Origin of the sequence: Sphingopyxis sp. MG (genome assembly GCF_002953155.1) — a bacterium.
Taxonomy (GTDB): Bacteria; Pseudomonadota; Alphaproteobacteria; order Sphingomonadales; family Sphingomonadaceae; genus Sphingopyxis; species Sphingopyxis granuli.
The window spans coordinates 3,131,344-3,147,606 of the sequence record NZ_CP026381.1; the positions used below are offsets into that span (position 1 = coordinate 3,131,344).

Consider the following 16,263-nt stretch of genomic DNA (forward strand, 5'->3'; position numbering starts at 1 on the left):
GATCAGCGCCGGGCGCCCGGGGGCGGGCGCACCGCCATCGGCACATAGGCGAGGACGAACAGCAGGAAGGCCGCGCTCCACAACCCGCCCGCGATGCGGATCGCGAGCATGTAATCGATCGGCAGCAACGGCGCCGCCACGCGCAGCAGCGCCCCCAGATGAACGAGAATATAGATGCCGACGGTGAGCCGGTCGGCCTCCAGCGGCCGGCCGGTGTGGCCGCGCGTCGCGCGCGTCATCACCGCCAGCGTCATCGCCGCCATCGCGCCGGCGCCGAGCGCGTGGATCGCGCTGGATACCGGGATGAACGGGTGGATGATCGCGCAGCCGAGCAGCACCAGCCCGAGCGGCAGCCAAGCGTAGGACAGGTGAAGGACGAAGACCAGCGCGTCGTCCCGCGCCTTCAGGCCGGCCCAGCGGGAGAGCCGGGCGGCCTGAAGGGCTCCTGCGACCAGCAGAAGGGCTGCGGAAACGATGCTGTCGGGTCGGGTGCTCCACAGCGCGAGCGCAAGCGCCGTTGCCCCGATCACCGCCGTGTCGAAGCGGTTGGCCATTGTCGGCAGCCGATCGGTCCGGCCCTGCCGCATCAGCCAGTTGCGGGTGAAGGCCGGGGTGATCCGGCCGCCGATGATCGAGATCAGCAGCAGGATCAGCGCGAAGCCGGTCCGCATCCCCAGCGCCGGATCGGCGAGCATCCCCATCGCCCCGGCATGATCGAGCGCGGAAGCGGCGGCGAACAGGAGCAGGATGAGCAGGATCGGCTTGTTGCGGTTGCCCGACGCGACGATTTCCCGCGTCGCATAGGCGAGCAGAACGGCCAGGAAGCCGACGTCGAGCGCGACGCCGACCAGTGGCGGCACCGTCGCGGAAAAGAGGATCGCGAGCCGCGCCGCGAGCCACAGGCCGACGACCGCGGCGACGCGCCATCCGGTCACCGTCGGCCGCCCGGTCCAGTTGGGGATGGCGGCGCTGAGGAAACCGGCGATGATCGCGCTCAGATAGCCGAACAGCATTTCATGCTGATGCCAGGCGAGCGGTTCCATCGCGGTGGGCAAGACCCAGCGGCCGCCCAGCGCGCCGACCCACAGGGTGACGACGATGACCGCCCACAGCGCGCCCGCCCCGAAGAACAGGCGGTAGGCGCCACGCAGCCAGAGCGGCGAGCCTGCGCCGCTCCGCGCCCCGCCAGTGGCCGCCGCGATCGTCATGCCCGCGCGCCCCGGCGCGCCAGGCCGAGGATCACGACCTGCCACGCGACGGCGATCGCGCCGACGATGAACACCACGTCGCCGAAGGTGCGGATCCAGCGCAGCGTTTCGAGGAAGCCCTGCTGCAGGAATTCATCGCTGCGCGCGTACCACATGCCGGTGGTCACGCTCGCCTCGAACTGGAACAGGCCGACCGGCAGCAGGCTGGTGAAGATCATCAGCACCAGCCCTGCGTTGAGCCCCCAGAAACCGACGCGCATCAGCCGCTCGTTGAACGCGATCTCCGGCCGGATGTAGCGCAGCACCAGCAGCGTGAAGCCGAGGGCGAGGAAGCCGTAGACCCCGAACAGCGCCGCATGGGCGTGAACCGCGGTGGTGTTGAGCCCCTGGAGATAGAAGAGCGCGACCGGCGTGTTGATCATGAAGCCGAACACCCCGGCGCCGAGCATGTTCCAGAAGGCGACCGCGACGAAGCACATCAGCGGCCAGCGCAGCGCGCGCATCCACGGCGCGCGGTCGCGCAGGCTCCAATGTTCCCACGCCTCGTAACCGAGCACGATCAGCGGCACGACCTCGAGCGCGCTGAACGCCGCGCCGACCGCCATGACGGGAGTCGTCGTTCCCGAGAAATAGAGGTGGTGGAAGGTGCCCGGCACGCCGCCGACCATGAACAGCGAGGCGGAGGCGAGGCTGGCGGCGGTCGCGATCCGTTTCGACACCAGTCCCATCGACGCGAAGATGAAAGCGATGGCGGCGGTGGCGAACACTTCGAAAATGCCCTCCACCCACAGGTGAACGACCCACCAGCGCCAATATTCCATGATCGTGATGTGGGTGCGCTCGCCATAGAAGAGGCCGGTCCCATAGAAGAGGCCGATCGCGATCGTCGAAACGGTGAGCAGCGCGAGCAGGCTCTTGTCGCCTTCGTGGCGGCGCAGCGCCGGCAGCATGCAGCGCAGCATCAGCACCAGCCAGAAGAGCAGGCCCGCGAACAGCGCGAGTTGCCAGACGCGGCCGAGGTCGAGGAATTCATAGCCCTGATGCCCGAGCCAGAAACCGAGCCCGTCGGGCATCGTCTGGGCGATCGACAGGTAATTGCCGACGAACGACCCGACGACGACGAGGATCAGCGCCCAGAACAGCAGGTCGACCCCCAGCTTCTGATATTTGGGATCGCTGCCGTGGATGACCGGCGCGAGGAACAGCCCGGCGGCGAGGAAGGCCGTCGCGATCCACAGCACCGCGCTTTGCACGTGCCAGGTCCGGGTCAGCGCATAGGGGAACCACTGCGACACATCCACGCCGTAGAAGCTCTGCCCCTCGATCGTGTAGTGCGCGGTGAAGCCGCCGATGAACACCTGGAAGATGAACAGCGCCAGCACCACGAATAGATATTTGCCGAGCGCGCGCTGCGACGGGGTAAGCGCCGCGAGCGTCAGCGGGTCTTTGTCCGCGGCGACGAGCGGCGTGTCGTCGTGGCGGCGCAGGAAGGCCCAGCCCCAGATCAGCGCGCCCACGCCCGCGATCAGGATCACGACGCAGGCGAGCGACCAGAGGATATTCTCCGGCGTCGGCTGGTTGCCGATCAGCGGTTCGGGCGGCCAGTTGTTGGTATAGGTGGCGACCGTCCCCGGCCGCTCGGTCGATGCGGCCCAGGCGGTCCAGAAGAAGAAGTCGGTCAGCGCCGCACGCTTCGCCGCGTCGGGCAGCGTCGCTTCCTTCATCGCGTAATTGTCGCGCATCTCGCGCAGCGCCGGGTCGTTTCCGTACAGCCGGTCATAATGGTCGGCGGTCTGGTCGATCGCGCGGGCGCGCAGGTCCGACACGGTGACGACGCCCGTCGCCGGATCGAGCGTGTTGCGGCGATATTCCTCCTTCAGCCAATGGGTCAGCGCCGCCTTCTGCGCGATGTCGAGCGCGTCGAACGCCTTGCCATAGCTTTCCTGCGCCGCGAGGCTCAGCCACGCGGTCAGTTCGCGGTGCAACCAGTCGGCCGACCAGTCGGGCGCCTGATAGGCGCCATGCCCCCAGATCGAGCCGAGCTGCATTCCGCCGGTGCTCTGCCACGCGGCCTGCCCCGCCATGATGTCGTCGCGGGTCATCAGCACCTCGCCCGAGGCGGTCGTCACCCGTTCGGGAATCGGCGGTGCCTTGCGATAGACCTCTACCCCGGAAATCCCCAGGATCGCGAACGTCACCGTCAGGACCGCGATCAACGTCCACCAAAGCTTGCGATATTCGCCCACGAGAGCCCCCGTCTATATGAAAAGCATGTGCGTCAGGCGGCCCCGTCGGGCGCCTGACGTTTGTCGGATTCGTCGAACAGGATCGTCAGCAGCAGCGAGCTGTCCGCCACCGCCTCGACCGCGTGCCGCGCGCCGGGTTCGAGGAACAGCCAGTCGCCGGTACGCAGTTCGGCCGGCGAGCCGCCCTCGAAGCGCACATGCCCCGCGATGCAGTAAAGCGTCATCGACCCGGCGACCTGATGCGGGGCGATCGACTCGCCGGCCCGCACGACCAGATGGACCGCCTCGAACGACGCATTCCTGGCGAGCGCCGCGGTCCGTGTCGCCGGATCGTCGAGCGTGCCCAGGCGCGCCACTTCGCCCGATCGGCAATGATGGAGCGCCATGTCAGGCCTCCCCCGCGGACGGCGAATCGCCGCGCCGCGCAAGGCAGAGGCCGCGTCCGACGCCCCGCAGCGCCGCGACGCACCAGCGCCGCACCGCTCCTGCCCCGCGCGCGCCTTCGCGTGCGCCGCGCCGGGCATCGAGCGGCCCGGGGCCGGTTACTTCACCACATTCGGGACAGAGCATCGCCCATCCTCCATCCGCGCGACCCGGACCGCCGGACGCGCATTCGACTATGAGAGACGATAGCAGAGTTCGGGGCAATGGGTTTGCGCTGGATCAAACTGTCCGGCGGTTTGCGGGATCGAGCCGGAACGGGCGCCGGAGCGCGGCGTCGTCTGGACGGGACGCCTTAATCCTCGTCGCCCTCGGCCAAGCGGCGGATCGCTTCGAGGTCGTGGATGGTCAGGCGCTGGCCGCGGCTTTCCAGAAGCCCCGCCTTTTCCCAGGCCGCGACGGTCCGGCTGGCGGTATGCAGCGTGGTCCCCGCGAATTCGGCGAGGTCCTTGCGGCGCAGCGGTATCTCGATCGTCGTGCCGCGCAAGCCGTCGCGCCCCGACTGGGCAGCGAGCCGCAGGACGGCCTGAGCGATGCGCTGTTCGGCGCGCCAGGTGGTGAGTTCGCGGACGCGCTCCTGAAGCTGCGCCATGCGCTCGCCGAGCGCCCGGATCAGGTTGATCGCGATCGCCGGATAGCGGGTCATCAGATCGAGGAGCTGCGGCTCGGACCATGTCAGCACCGTCGATGGCTCAACGGCGACGGCATCGGCCGGAAAACGGTGATCGGTGAACAGCGGTACCGTGCCGAACATCTCGCCGGGCGCGATGAAGCGGACGATCGCCTGCCCGCCGTCGGCGCCGCCCTGCACGATGCGGACGCTGCCGGACGCCAGCGCATAGGCGCGCGACACCGGATCGCCCTGCCGGAAGATGACCGCATCCTTCTCCACCCGCGCCGTGCGCATCGCGGCGCGGACCGGCTCGAGCGCCTCGGCCGGCAGCGAGGCGAACAGTTCGAGCGCGCCGATCCGGTCGAGCGACACTGCGGGCTCCATGTCCATCCTCTGCCTTACTCTCTCATGCATCACGGCGGCGGCCGGCCCGATGCGACCGCGATTTGCGCTGGCACAAAGCCGGCGCCGCCGACACCGCTTATATGCAATCCATTCGCAACAGCAATCATATGCTCCGCGCCGACGCATGGCGCCGGCCGATCGTTCGACACCGGGAAAGGATCCGCCAATGCACCGTCTTCTTCCGCTTCTCGCCGCCGCCGCGTCGATCGCGATACCGGGGTCCGCGTCGGCGCAATCGACGCGACTCGATCTCGACCGATTGGCCTATGCCGTCGTTCACGGCACCGCGCAGCAGGCGGTACTCGCGACCGACGCCGACGGCCGGCCGCTCAGCTTCCTGCTGCGGATCGACAAGGGAAAGACTCTGCCGCCGCACGGCGCGACCGGTCCGGTGCGCCTGCTGACCGTGCTGTCGGGCACGCTGTCCTGGGGCGACGGGGCCAGTCTCGACGAGGCGGCCGAGCGCCGCTTCGGCCCGGGCAGCGTGATCGTCATCCCCGCGGAGGGCGGCGAGCATTGGGCCGCGGCCCGCGACGGCGACGTGCTGCTTCAGGTCGTGCTGGTGCGGAACGGGGCGCTGTCACCCGCGGCGGCGGCGCAGGTGGCGCGATGACCGGCATCGACGATCTCGCGCTCGCCCGTGCGCTTCATGTCCTGGGCGTCGTCGTCTGGATCGGCGGCGTGTCGATGGCGACCACCGTCGCGCTGCCCGCGGTGCGGCGCGGCACGTTCGGCGAAGACCGCGTCGCGGCATTCCACGCCTTCGAGAGCCGCTTCGTATGGCAGGCGCGCGCGGCGGTGCTGCTGGTCGGGCTCACCGGCTTCTACATGATCGAGCGCCTCGATCTGTGGGACCGCTTCGCCGAGGCCCGCTTCTGGTGGATGCACGCGATGGTGATCGTCTGGTCGCTGTTCGCGCTGCTGCTGTTCGTCGGCGAGCCGTTCGTGCTGCACCGCTATTTCCCGGCATGGGCACGGCGCGACCCGCAGCGCGCCTTCACCGCGCTGCACCGCGTGCACGTGGTGCTGCTGGTGCTCGCGATGGCGACGATCCTGGGGGCCGTGGCGGGAAGCCACGGATGGCTTCCCTTCTGATCCGGCGTCAGGCGGCGACGGCGGCCTGCGGGGCGGCCCGGCGGACGCCTTCGTCGACATGGTCCGCGAACTGCGCGAAATTGTCGATGAACTGCTGCACCAGCAACTGCGCCGTGCGGTCATAGGCGGCCTTGTCGACCCAGGCTTCGCGCGGGTCGAGGATCGCGCTGTCGACGCCCGCCACCGCGACCGGATATTCGAAACCGAAGTTCGGGTCCCGGCGGAATTCGGCGTCGTTCAGGCTGCCGTCGAGCGCGGCGTTGAGCAGCGCGCGCGTCGCCTTGATCGGCATGCGCTTGATGCCGTCCATCGTCGCCATGCCGCCGGTCCAGCCGGTGTTGACGAGCCAGCATCTGACGCCGCCCTTCGCGATGCGGTCCTTGAGTAGATTGCCGTAGACGCTCGGGTGGCGCGGCATGAAGGGGGCGCCGAAGCAGGTCGAGAAGGTTGCCTCGGGCTCGGTCACGCCGATCTCCGTGCCGGCGACCTTGGCGGTGTAACCCGACAGGAAATGATACATCGCCTGGTCGGGGGTCAGCCGCGCGATCGGCGGCAGCACGCCGAAGGCATCGGCGGTGAGGAAGATCACCGTCTTCGGCACCGGCCCCATGTTCGCGTCCGACGCGTTCGGGATGAAGTCGATCGGATAGGCGCCGCGGGTGTTTTCCGCGAGGCTGTTGTCGTCAAGGTCGAGCGCGCGCGTTTCGGGGTCGATCACGACATTTTCGAGCACGGTGCCGAAGCGCCGCGTCGTCGCATAGATTTCGGGTTCGGCCTCTTCGGACAGGCGGATCATCTTGGCATAGCAGCCGCCCTCGAAATTGAAGACCGCGGTGTCGGACCAGCCATGCTCGTCATCGCCGATCAGCGTGCGCGACGCATCGGCCGACAGCGTCGTCTTGCCGGTACCCGACAGGCCGAAGAAGACCGCGGTGTCGCCGTCGGGGCCGATGTTCGCCGAACAATGCATCGGCATCACGCCCTGCGCGGGGAGCAGATAGTTGAGGATGCCGAACACCGACTTCTTCATCTCGCCGGCGTAGGCGGTGCCGCCGATCAGCACGAGCTTCTCCGCGAAATTGACCGCGACCACCGTCTCGCTCCGCGTCCCGTGCTTCGCCGGGTCGGCGCGGAAGCTGGGCAGGTCGATGACGGTATAGTCGGTCTGGAACGCCGCCAGCTCGTCGGCGGTCGGGCGGCAAAGCAGGGTGCGGATGAACTGGCTGTGCCACGCATATTCGGTGAGCACCTGCACGCCGACGCGATATTCGGGCTGCGAGCCGCCGAACAGCTGCTGGCGATAGAGGCGGCCGGACGCGGCGAGATGCGCGAGGAAATCGGCCTTCAGCGCCGCGAAATGATCGGGCGTCATCGCGACGTTGGTCTTGCCCCACCAGATGGTGTCGCGGGTTTCGTCGTCCTGGACGATGAACTTGTCCTTGGCGCTGCGCCCGGTGTGCTTGCCGGTGGCGACGACGAGCGGGCCGTCCTTGGCCAGCAGGCCTTCGCCATGGCGGACGGCATCCTCGACGAGCCGGGCCGTGCCCCAATTGTCGGCGACGTCCGCTTTCGTTTCGACGGTCGCATCGCCGATCGCAATCCTGGTCATCTATCTTCGCCTTTCCCTGGCGCTGCGGCCCGCCTGGTTCGCGATGCGCGGCCTGCCGAGCAGAAGGGCTGGCCCGCATGCGTCATGGGTGCCGACGTGACGCCGATTCCGTAGATATCCAGTCGCGTTAGCGAGGATGACGGGGCAGGTCAAAAGATTAAAGGGTGAATCGCGGCCGGGCCGTGCGCGGTTGTCGATGGCCGCCGGATCGGCTAGTTCGCCTGCGGGGCGCCCAGCCATTGGAAAGAGCATGACGGCAACCATCGCGCTGGTCGACGACGACCGCAACATCCTGCAATCCCTGTCGATCGCGCTCCAGGCCGAAGGCTTTGCGACGCGCGTCTATTCGGACGGCGAGGCGGCGCTGAAGCCGCTGATCGACAATCCCCCCGACCTCGCCGTCTTCGACGTCAAGATGCCGCGCATGGACGGGCTCGAACTGCTGCGCCGGCTGCGCGAGAAAAGCCAGCTTCCGGTCATCTTCCTGACCAGCAAGGACGACGAGATCGACGAGGCGCTGGGTCTGGCGATGGGCGCCGACGATTATATCGCCAAGCCCTTTTCGCAGCGGCTGGTGATCGCGCGCATCCGCGCGATCCTGCGCCGCGTCGAACTCAACCGGAGCAGCGCCGGCGCCGACGACGAGCCGGTCGCCGAACCCATTTCGCGCGGGCGGCTGACGATGGACCCGGCGCGTCACAAGGTGAGCTGGGACGGGCGCGACGTGACGCTGACCGTCACCGAATTCCTGATCCTGGAAACGCTCGCCAGCCGCCCCGGGATCGTCCGCAGCCGCAACCAGCTGATGGACGCGGCCTATCAGGACGATGTCTATATCGACGACCGCACGATCGACAGTCACATCAAGCGCCTGCGCCGCAAGTTCCGCGAGGTCGATTCCGAATTCGACGCGATCGAAACCCTCTATGGCGCGGGTTACCGCTTCTCCGACGATGCTTAGGGCGATGCGCAGGTCGGAGGAGGCATCCGCAGCCGAGCAGGAAGAGGCGCCGCTCGTCTGGTCGGCGCGCTGGTCGCTGACGACGCGCATCCTGGCGGTCAACATCCTGGCGGTCGCGCTGCTTGCCGGCGGCTTCTTCTATCTCGACACCTATCGCACCCGGCTGGTCGACACGCGCATCGCGGTGATGGAGGACCAGCTCGCGATGCTCGACAGCGCGCTCGAGGCGGCGCGCCCCGACCAGCGCCAGCGGCTGATCGGCGAATTCACCCGTGCGACCGAATCGCGGCTGCGCTTCTACGATGCCGCGGGGCGCAAGGTCGACGACAGCTTCGCGCACGCCCCGCCGACCTATACGCTGCGCGACCCCGAACTGCAGCCGTGGAAACGCGACGCCGCGCGCGCGATGGACCGCGGCATCGACTGGATCGTCGGCGCGCCGACCTATCCCGATTTCGAGGAGCCGCTGGACGATCGCGCCGCTGCGTGGCCCGAGGTGGTGGAAGCGCTGCGCAGCGGAGTGGAAGCGACGCGGTTCCGCTATGCGCCCGAACGCACGCCGCTGCTCAGCGCGACGCGCGTCGTCGACCTCGAAACGCCCGAGGTGATGCTGATGACGCTCAACGCGCGCGACATCACGCGCACCGTGCGCGCCGAACGCTTCCGCCTCGCGGTGGTGATGGCGATGGTGCTGGTCGCATCGGTGCTGCTGTCGCTGTTCCTGGCGCGCACGATCGTCCGCCCGCTGCGCAGGCTGGCGCGCGCGGCGGTGCGCGTCCGCCTCGGCCGCGCGCGCGAGGTCGTCGTCCCCCGCCTGCCGAGCCGCCGCGACGAGATCGGCACCCTTGCCCGCGCGCTGAGCGACATGACGCAGGCGCTGCGCGAACGCATCGACGCGGGCGAGCATTTCGCCGCCGACGTAACGCACGAGCTCAAGAATCCGATCGCCTCGGTCCGCTCGGCGATCGAGGGGCTGGGCCGCGTCCGGACCGACGAACAGCGCGCGCAGCTGCTCGCCATCGCCGACGAGGATGTGCGCCGACTCGACCGGCTCGTCACCGACATCAGCGACGCGAGCCGCATCGACGCGCAGCTTTCGCGCACCCATTTCGAGCCGATCGACATCGGGCTGATGATCGAATCGATGCTCGCGGGCCGCGCCGCGCGCGCCGAGCAGGGGGCGGACGGACAGAAGGCGAACGGGCCGCGCATCGCCTTCGCGCGCCCACGCCGCGGCACGACGATGGTGATGGGCGACGGACACCGGATCGAACGCGCGATCGACAATGTCATCGACAATGCGATCAGCTTCTCGCCGCCGGACGGTCTCGTCTGCATCGCCGCGACGCGGCTGGGCGACGAGGTGCATGTGCGCGTCGACGACGACGGTCCCGGCATCGATCCGGCGCAGCGCGAGGCGATCTTCCGCCGCTTTCACAGCGAGCGCCCCGATGGCGAGGCCTTCGGCCGCCACAGCGGGCTGGGTCTCGCCATCGCGCGCACGATCATCGAGGGTCACAGCGGCACCATCGCCGCGCGAGACCGCGAGGACGGCCGGCGCGGCGCGAGCCTGCTGATCACCCTGCCGGCCGGCGACGGAAACGAAACGGTCGCCTGAGTCCGGCGGCATTCACCAATCTTCCCTCCCGCAAGCGGGAGGGGCAGCGAGGCCTGCGAACTTGTTCGTTATAATCTGTGGGGATTCGGGTTTCGGCACGGTTTTTCCCTTCCGTCACGCTGAACTTGTCTGGCAATGATCCCTTTTCGACAAGTCACTGTTCCCCGGCGAAAGCCGGGGTCCATGCGAGGCAGCGCTGTGCCATCTGGACCCCGGCTTTCGCCGGGGAACGGCGCCTGACTTGCCTGAAGGACATATGTGCCAACTTGTTTCAGAGCCTGCCCCGGACCCGATCCGGTGGTCCATGGTCTGCCCTCGCCTGAAAGGCGGCGCAAAGGGCAACGTCCGGTCATGGATGCTGAAACGAGTTCAGCATGACGAACGGATGAGGCGGTGCGCCGAACGCCGAATCCCCAAGGACCATAAAGCCTGATGCCATGCGTTGGAATCGTCATTGCGGGGAGCGAAGCGACGCGGCAATCCAGAGTTGGCGCAAACCCGCTACCCGCCGGTTTGCCGCCCTTGCTACCCTACCCCGCCGCAGCTAAGCCTAGGCGATGCTTTCGAGCCGGACCGTGCCAGAGATCGTCAACATCCATGCGAGCTGCGTCGCCGCCGGGCGCCGCGGCATCCTGCTGCTCGGCCCGTCCGGGCTGGGCAAGTCCGACCTCGCGCTACGGCTGATCGACCGGGGCGCGCGGCTGGTCGCCGACGATCGCTGCGACGTCTGGCGCCAGGACGGCGCGCTGTGGTGCCGGCCGCCCGAGGCGCTGGAGGGCAAGCTGGAGGTGCGCGGGATCGGCATCGTCGAACAGCCCTTCGCCGCGCCGGTGCCGCTCGCGCTCGCGGTACGGCTGGCCGACCGCTACGACCGCATGCCCAACCCGGGCGAGGTCGAGACGGTCGCGGGCCATCCGCTGCCCGCCCTGCGGCTTTCGGCCTTCGAGGCGTCGGCACCGATCAAGGTCATGCTCGCGCTCGACCGCCTGGCGACCCCGGCATGACCGCCCCGGCCGAACCGCGCCTGCTGCTCGTCACCGGCCTCGCGGGCGCCGGCAAGTCGACCGCGCTCAAGGTGCTCGAGGACCTCGGTTGGGAGGTGGTCGACAATCTGCCGCTGTCGCTGCTCGAACCGCTGATCGATGCGCCGGTCAAGCGCAGCGAGGCGCACCGGCCGCTCGCGGTCGGCATCGACAGCCGCAGCCGCGGCTTCCGCCCCTCGCTGCTCGTCCGTCATATCAAGGACCTGCGCGCCGCGGGCGGGCGCGACATCCAGACGCTGTTCCTCGACTGCGCGGGCGCCGAACTTGAACGCCGCTTTTCCGAGACGCGCCGCCGCCATCCGCTCGCCGAGGATCGCCCCGCCGCCGACGGCATCGCGCGCGAGCGCGAGATGATGGAATCGCTGCGTCGCTGGGCCGAGCATGTCGTCGACACGACCAATTATTCGAGCAACGACCTGCAGGAAGAGATCCGCCACCGGTTCGGTGACGACGGCGACAACGAACCGGCGCTCAACATATTGAGCTTCGGCTTCGCGCGCGGCCTGCCGCGCAACGCCGATCTCGTCTTCGATATGCGCTATCTGCGCAATCCGCACTGGGACCCGGCGCTGCGCCCCGGCACCGGGCTCGACCCCGCGGTCGCCGCCTATGTCGCCGCCGACCCCGCCTATGAGGCGACGGTGTCGCAGATCGAGACGCTGCTGCTGACGCTGCTGCCGCGCTACCGCGCCGAGGGGAAGAGCTATGTCACCATCGCCTTCGGCTGCACCGGCGGGCGCCACCGGTCGGTCCATGTCGCCGAACGCGTCGCCGGGACGCTGCAGGCCGCGGGCCACCTTCCGACCGTCACCCACCGCAACCTTGACTCCGCCCCGCAAGATGGGCTTGAGGGCAAGCCCCCGCCCGCATCTCCCGCATCCGGCGGACAAGCATAAGGGTCGTCGATTTCATGCCCACCGATAAAGCGCTGCCGCTGCTTGGTATGGTCCTCGTCACGCATGGCCGGCTCGCCGAGGAAATGGTGACGGCGATGGAGCATGTCGTCGGCCCGCAGCGCGCGATCGCGACCGTGTGCATCGGCCCCAACGACAATATGGAAATGCGGCGCAAGGAAATCGCCGAGGCGATCCGCAAGGTCGACGAGGGACGCGGCGTCATCATGCTGACCGACCTGTTCGGGGGCACGCCGTCGAACCTCGCGATCAGCCTGCTCGAACAGGGGCGGACCGAGGTGATCGCGGGGGTCAACCTGCCGATGCTGATCCGGCTCGAAAGCGCGCGCAAGGCGATGGACCTGCGCGCCGCGGTGATCGCGGCGAAGGAAGCCGGCCAGAAATATATCTCCGTCGCGTCGGAAATGCTGGGAGTGGGGCCATGAGCGAAGCGTCGGAGACCGTCGAGATCACCAACCAGCGCGGGCTCCACGCGCGCGCCAGCGCCAAGTTCGTCACCTTCGTCAGCCGCCTGCCCGAAACCGTGACGGTCGAGGTCGAAAAAGGCGGATCGCGCGTCAACGGCACATCGATCATGGGGCTGATGATGCTCGGCGCGGCGAAAGGCGACAGCATCACCATCCACACTAGCGGCGATGGCGCCGACACCGCGCTGCTCAAGCTGGTCGGCCTCGTCAAGGACAGCTTCGGCGAGGATTGACGGGCGCCATTCCGCATTCCCGTTCGTGTCGAGCGAATATAAAAGTTTGCGTGCCCTGAGGCATGATTATCTTAGCTTGCAAAGCCGAGTGCTCCCGCGCAGGCGGGAGTCCAGAAGCGGGGAGAGTCAAGGTCGGTGCCACATCACTCTGGGTCCCCGCCTACGCGGGGACACGACATGGTTTATCCAAACATTATCACGCTCTAAGGGACGTCCATCGTTGACCACTCGCCGTTCCCGCATCGAAAGTCTCTCCAACCCGCTGGTCAAGCGGATGCGGCTGCTGCGCGAGAAACGGCACCGCCGCGCCGAAGGCCTCTTCCTCGCCGAAGGGCTGCGGATCGCGACCGAGGCGCGCGAGGCGGGGGTGCTGCCGCAGTGGCTGTTCCTCGCCGACGAAGGCGCCGCCGGGCATCCGCTGGCGAAGGCGCTGGTCGAGGCGACGCTGGCGGCGGGCGGCGAGGTGATCGACACGACGCCCGCGATCCTTTCCAAACTCTCCGGCAAGGACAATCCGCAGACCGTCGTCGGCATCTATGCCGAGCCGCAGACCGCACTGGCCGACATCGACCGCGACGCCGCGCCGATCTGGCTGGTCGCCGAGCGGCTGCGCGACCCCGGCAACCTCGGCACGATGCTGCGCACCGGCGATGCGGTCGGGGCGGGCGGGCTGATCCTGCTCGACGACAGCACCGATCCCTGGTCGGTGGAAGCGGTGCGCGCGAGCATGGGGGCGATCTTCACCCAGCGGCTGGTGCAGGCGCGCTGGGACGAATTCCTGCCCTGGCTGCGCGCCGGCCGCGGCGAGCTGGTCGCGACCTGGCTGGGCGACGACAGCAAGGATTATCAGGCGGTGCGCTATGCCGCGCCGACCTTCCTGCTGATCGGCAACGAATCGCAGGGGCTACCGCCCGCCTATGCCGCCGCCGCCGACGTGCGCGTGAAGATGCCGATGCTGGGCAAGGCCGACAGCCTGAACGCCGCGGTCGCCGCGGCGGTGATGGCCTATGAGGTGCTGAACCAGCGGCGAAGATGAACGGCGCTTGGCCGGATCGTTCAGAAAAGCGCCAGTCCCATGCAACTAGACGCCCGCCTTTCCGTTCGAGTCGAGCGGAACCGGGGCGCGTGCCGAACAGGACGCGGACTATCCCGGCTCCACCCGACACGAACGCGTTCCTGGAGACGACCATGACGAAAACGCTGCCCCTGCTCGCCCTTTCCCTCGCCCTCTCCGCCTGCGCGTCCACCGGGACGCCGCAGGCGCCCGGCGATGCGCCGCCGCCCGCCGGCGCCTATATGGCGGTCGGCACCGAGCCCGGCTGGACGCTGGAGATCACCCCCGAAAGGCTGAACTATGCCGGCGATTACGGCGATACGAATATCGTCGTGCCGAACCCCGGCGCGCGCGCGTCGTCGGGCGGCGAACGCTATGTCACGCCACGCCTGACGGTCGACGTCGCCCACGCCGCGTGCAGCGACGGGATGAGCGACCGGCGCTATCGCGACACGGTGACGGTGACCGCCGACGGCAAGACGGTGAAGGGCTGCGGCGGCGCGATCCTGCCGCCGGGCGAACTGGCCGGCACCCACTGGACCTTCGTGTCGATCGGCGGCGTCGCGATCGCCGGCGACCGGCCGGCCGAGCTGCAATTCGACGGTGACCGGATGAGCGGCAGCGCCGGCTGCAACCGCTTCGGCGGCAGCTATTCGGTCAAGGACGGAATGCTGACCGCGGGGCGACTCGCGGCAACGCTGATGGCCTGCCCCGGCCCCGCGATGGAACAGGAACGCGGCTTCTTCGCCCTGATGGAGGCGCCGGTGCGCGTCGATTTCCCGGCGGACGGCACGATGGTGCTGACCGGCAGGGACGGCAAGACGGCCGTGCTCAAGCGGGCGATATAGAACCGCGGGCGTAAAATCCGAACCATCGCCCCGTTGGCGAGCGGGGATCGGGGATCGGGGGAGCGATGCCGGTCGGGCATGCGCCTCCAAGCCGACATGCCGCCTACGCAGCAATGGCGACTCATTCGCCCGCGTCGTTCACCGCGTTCGGCGCTGCCGCCAGCTTGGCGAGCGGGCGCGCGGCCTGTTCGGCGACCGGCAGCGTCGGGATTTCCTTGCCGCCGGTCTCGATATCGAGCGCCTCGAAACGCTTCGCCTGCGTCAGCACCTGCGATTCGAAGCTGCCGACGAAGGCGTTGTAGGCGCCCGTCGCCTGGTCGAGATTCTTGCCGACCCGCGCGATATGCCCGCCCATCGTCGCCATGCGCGCGTACAGTTCCTTGCCGAGCGCCGCGATCTCGCGCGCCTGTCCCGCGAGCTTTTCCTGCCGCCACACCGCGGCGACGGTGCGCGCGATCGCGATCAGGTTGGTCGGGGTCGCGAGCAGCACCTTGCGCTCGAACGCATAGTCCCACAGCCCCGTATCCTGGTCGAGCGCGGCGGCGAGGAAATGCTCGCCGGGGACGAACATCACGACATAGTCGGGCGTGTCGTCGAACTGGTTCCAATAGGCCTTGGCGCCGAGCGCGTTGACATGCGCCTTCATCGCCGCGGCGTGCGCCGCCAGATGCGCCGTCTTTTCCCCCTCATCGACCGCGCCGAACGCGTCCTGATAGGCGTTGAGCGACACCTTGGCGTCGATGACCAGATTCTGCCCGCCCGGCACCCGCACCACCACGTCGGGGCGCAGCCGCCCGCCCTCGCCGTCGGCGACGCTGACCTCGGTCTGGAAATCGGCATGTTCGGAAAGACCGCAGCTTTCGAGGACATTGCGAAGCTGCTGCTCGCCCCAGCGGCCGCGCGCCTTGGGCGCGTTGCGCAGCGCGTTGACCAGCTTCGCCGCCTCGCTCGACACGCGCTCGTTCTGCGCGCGCATCGATTCGATCTGCCCCTGCAGGATGCCGAAGGCGCTCTGCCGGTCGGCCTCGACCTTCGTCACCGCCCGCTCATATTTTTCGAGCCGCTCGTGGACGGGCGACAGCAGCGCCTTCAGATTCTGCCCCGCGCTTTCCTCGCTCTGCCGGAAGCGCGCCTCGGCGCGTTCGAGGAACGCCTTCTGCGCCTCGCCGAGCATCGCCTGCCCAACCTCGCGGAACTGCGCGGTAAGTGCCGCCTGCGCCTCGCGAAGCTGGGCGATCTGCGCGTCATGCGCGGCATCGCGCGCCTTCTGCTCGGCGAGCAGCGCCGACAATTGCAGGTCGGCGGCCTTGCGCGCGTCGGCCTCTGCGGCAAGGTCGGTCACGGCGATCTTGAACCGCTCGGCCAACCCGTCACGCTCGGCCCGCAGCGCCCCCGCCTGCCGCCCGGCAAACAACCAGCCGATCAGAGCGCCTAGGACGAGCGCGACAAGAGCGGCGATCAGCGAGAGCATATCCATGCACGGAACATAGAATGAACGCTGCGCCTTT

General features: G+C 68.6%; 16 protein-coding genes. 10 read left to right on the top strand and 6 right to left on the bottom strand.

The annotated features are described in order from the left end of the window. Positions 1–2 precede the first annotated feature (2 nt). The 4 genes from C3E99_RS14380 to C3E99_RS14395 form a co-directional block, all read right to left on the bottom strand. Positions 3–1,208, bottom strand: coding sequence for an NnrS family protein (locus tag C3E99_RS14380; protein WP_082737361.1), 1,206 nt, complete (start codon positions 1,206–1,208; stop codon positions 3–5). Continuing rightward, entirely contained in the window at positions 1,205–3,454 is a 2,250-nt protein-coding gene (locus tag C3E99_RS14385) for a nitric-oxide reductase large subunit (RefSeq protein ID WP_067186199.1), read from the bottom strand. Before C3E99_RS14385 ends, C3E99_RS14380 begins: the two co-directional genes overlap by 4 nt. A 32-nt stretch (positions 3,455–3,486) precedes the next feature. Beyond that, positions 3,487–3,840, bottom strand: a complete 354-nt coding sequence (locus C3E99_RS14390; RefSeq protein ID WP_067186200.1) for a hypothetical protein — start codon at positions 3,838–3,840, stop codon at positions 3,487–3,489. Between the two features lie 350 nt (positions 3,841–4,190). Continuing rightward, on the bottom strand, positions 4,191–4,892 hold the full coding sequence (locus C3E99_RS14395; protein ID WP_207797322.1) for a Crp/Fnr family transcriptional regulator: 702 nt from the start codon (positions 4,890–4,892) through the stop codon (positions 4,191–4,193). A gap of 187 nt (positions 4,893–5,079) precedes the next feature. Here C3E99_RS14395 and C3E99_RS14400 point away from each other — a divergent pair, with 187 nt between their 5' ends. Then, positions 5,080–5,526, top strand: a complete 447-nt coding sequence (locus tag C3E99_RS14400) for a hypothetical protein (protein WP_076077104.1) — start codon at positions 5,080–5,082, stop codon at positions 5,524–5,526. Next, a complete protein-coding gene (locus tag C3E99_RS14405) occupies positions 5,523–6,008 on the top strand; it encodes a hypothetical protein (RefSeq protein ID WP_324787680.1) in 486 nt (161 codons plus the stop codon). The genes C3E99_RS14400 and C3E99_RS14405 overlap by 4 nt, the downstream gene beginning before the upstream one ends. 7 nt (positions 6,009–6,015) lie before the next feature. On the opposite strand, the gene C3E99_RS14410 is transcribed toward C3E99_RS14405, so the two are convergent. Then, positions 6,016–7,617: a phosphoenolpyruvate carboxykinase gene (locus C3E99_RS14410; protein WP_067186205.1), complete on the bottom strand. Its 1,602-nt coding sequence runs from the start codon at positions 7,615–7,617 to the stop codon at positions 6,016–6,018. A 250-nt stretch (positions 7,618–7,867) separates the two neighbouring features. On the opposite strand from C3E99_RS14410, the gene C3E99_RS14415 reads away from it, so the two are divergent. From C3E99_RS14415 to C3E99_RS14450, 8 genes are all read left to right on the top strand, one after another. After that, a complete protein-coding gene (locus C3E99_RS14415; protein WP_067112304.1) occupies positions 7,868–8,578 on the top strand; it encodes a response regulator transcription factor in 711 nt (236 codons plus the stop codon). Between the two features lie 4 nt (positions 8,579–8,582). Continuing rightward, on the top strand, positions 8,583–10,196 hold the full coding sequence (locus tag C3E99_RS14420; protein WP_067112302.1) for a sensor histidine kinase: 1,614 nt from the start codon (positions 8,583–8,585) through the stop codon (positions 10,194–10,196). 557 nt (positions 10,197–10,753) lie between these two features. Then, on the top strand, positions 10,754–11,200 hold the full coding sequence (locus tag C3E99_RS14425; protein ID WP_067186207.1) for an HPr kinase/phosphorylase: 447 nt from the start codon (positions 10,754–10,756) through the stop codon (positions 11,198–11,200). Continuing rightward, on the top strand, positions 11,197–12,135 hold the full coding sequence (gene rapZ / locus C3E99_RS14430; RefSeq protein ID WP_067186209.1) for an RNase adapter RapZ: 939 nt from the start codon (positions 11,197–11,199) through the stop codon (positions 12,133–12,135). Before C3E99_RS14425 ends, rapZ begins: the two co-directional genes overlap by 4 nt. Before the next feature lie 38 nt (positions 12,136–12,173). Beyond that, on the top strand, positions 12,174–12,578 hold the full coding sequence (locus C3E99_RS14435; protein ID WP_067187185.1) for a PTS sugar transporter subunit IIA: 405 nt from the start codon (positions 12,174–12,176) through the stop codon (positions 12,576–12,578). Continuing rightward, positions 12,575–12,853 carry an HPr family phosphocarrier protein gene (locus tag C3E99_RS14440; RefSeq protein WP_067108681.1) on the top strand — a complete coding sequence of 93 codons (279 nt, stop codon included), beginning with the start codon at positions 12,575–12,577 and terminating at the stop codon, positions 12,851–12,853. Before C3E99_RS14435 ends, C3E99_RS14440 begins: the two co-directional genes overlap by 4 nt. A gap of 220 nt (positions 12,854–13,073) precedes the next feature. Further along, positions 13,074–13,889, top strand: coding sequence for a TrmH family RNA methyltransferase (locus C3E99_RS14445; protein WP_404950384.1), 816 nt, complete (start codon positions 13,074–13,076; stop codon positions 13,887–13,889). Between the two features lie 152 nt (positions 13,890–14,041). Next, positions 14,042–14,755 (top strand): META domain-containing protein, encoded by a 714-nt coding sequence (locus C3E99_RS14450; protein WP_067186212.1) that lies wholly within the window; start codon positions 14,042–14,044, stop codon positions 14,753–14,755. Positions 14,756–14,876: 121 nt separating this feature from the next. On the opposite strand, the gene C3E99_RS14455 is transcribed toward C3E99_RS14450, so the two are convergent. Next, entirely contained in the window at positions 14,877–16,232 is a 1,356-nt protein-coding gene (locus C3E99_RS14455; protein ID WP_067186214.1) for a DNA recombination protein RmuC, read from the bottom strand. Positions 16,233–16,263: the final 31 nt, after the last annotated feature.

Bases quoted from the DNA above. Each gene is read 5' to 3' on its own strand.
- C3E99_RS14380 (WP_082737361.1), bottom strand. From the start codon at position 1,208: ATGACGATCGCGGCGGCCACTGGCGGGGCGCGGAGCGGCGCAGGCTCG.
- C3E99_RS14410 (WP_067186205.1), bottom strand. From the start codon at position 7,617: ATGACCAGGATTGCGATCGGCGATGCGACCGTCGAAACGAAAGCGGAC.
- rapZ (WP_067186209.1), top strand. From the start codon at position 11,197: ATGACCGCCCCGGCCGAACCGCGCCTGCTGCTCGTCACCGGCCTCGCG.
- C3E99_RS14425 (WP_067186207.1), top strand. From the start codon at position 10,754: ATGCTTTCGAGCCGGACCGTGCCAGAGATCGTCAACATCCATGCGAGC.
- C3E99_RS14450 (WP_067186212.1), top strand. From the start codon at position 14,042: ATGACGAAAACGCTGCCCCTGCTCGCCCTTTCCCTCGCCCTCTCCGCC.
- C3E99_RS14415 (WP_067112304.1), top strand. From the start codon at position 7,868: ATGACGGCAACCATCGCGCTGGTCGACGACGACCGCAACATCCTGCAA.
- C3E99_RS14390 (WP_067186200.1), bottom strand. From the start codon at position 3,840: ATGGCGCTCCATCATTGCCGATCGGGCGAAGTGGCGCGCCTGGGCACG.
- C3E99_RS14405 (WP_324787680.1), top strand. From the start codon at position 5,523: ATGACCGGCATCGACGATCTCGCGCTCGCCCGTGCGCTTCATGTCCTG.
- C3E99_RS14420 (WP_067112302.1), top strand. From the start codon at position 8,583: ATGCGCAGGTCGGAGGAGGCATCCGCAGCCGAGCAGGAAGAGGCGCCG.
- C3E99_RS14440 (WP_067108681.1), top strand. From the start codon at position 12,575: ATGAGCGAAGCGTCGGAGACCGTCGAGATCACCAACCAGCGCGGGCTC.
- C3E99_RS14455 (WP_067186214.1), bottom strand. From the start codon at position 16,232: ATGGATATGCTCTCGCTGATCGCCGCTCTTGTCGCGCTCGTCCTAGGC.
- C3E99_RS14400 (WP_076077104.1), top strand. From the start codon at position 5,080: ATGCACCGTCTTCTTCCGCTTCTCGCCGCCGCCGCGTCGATCGCGATA.
- C3E99_RS14395 (WP_207797322.1), bottom strand. From the start codon at position 4,892: ATGGAGCCCGCAGTGTCGCTCGACCGGATCGGCGCGCTCGAACTGTTC.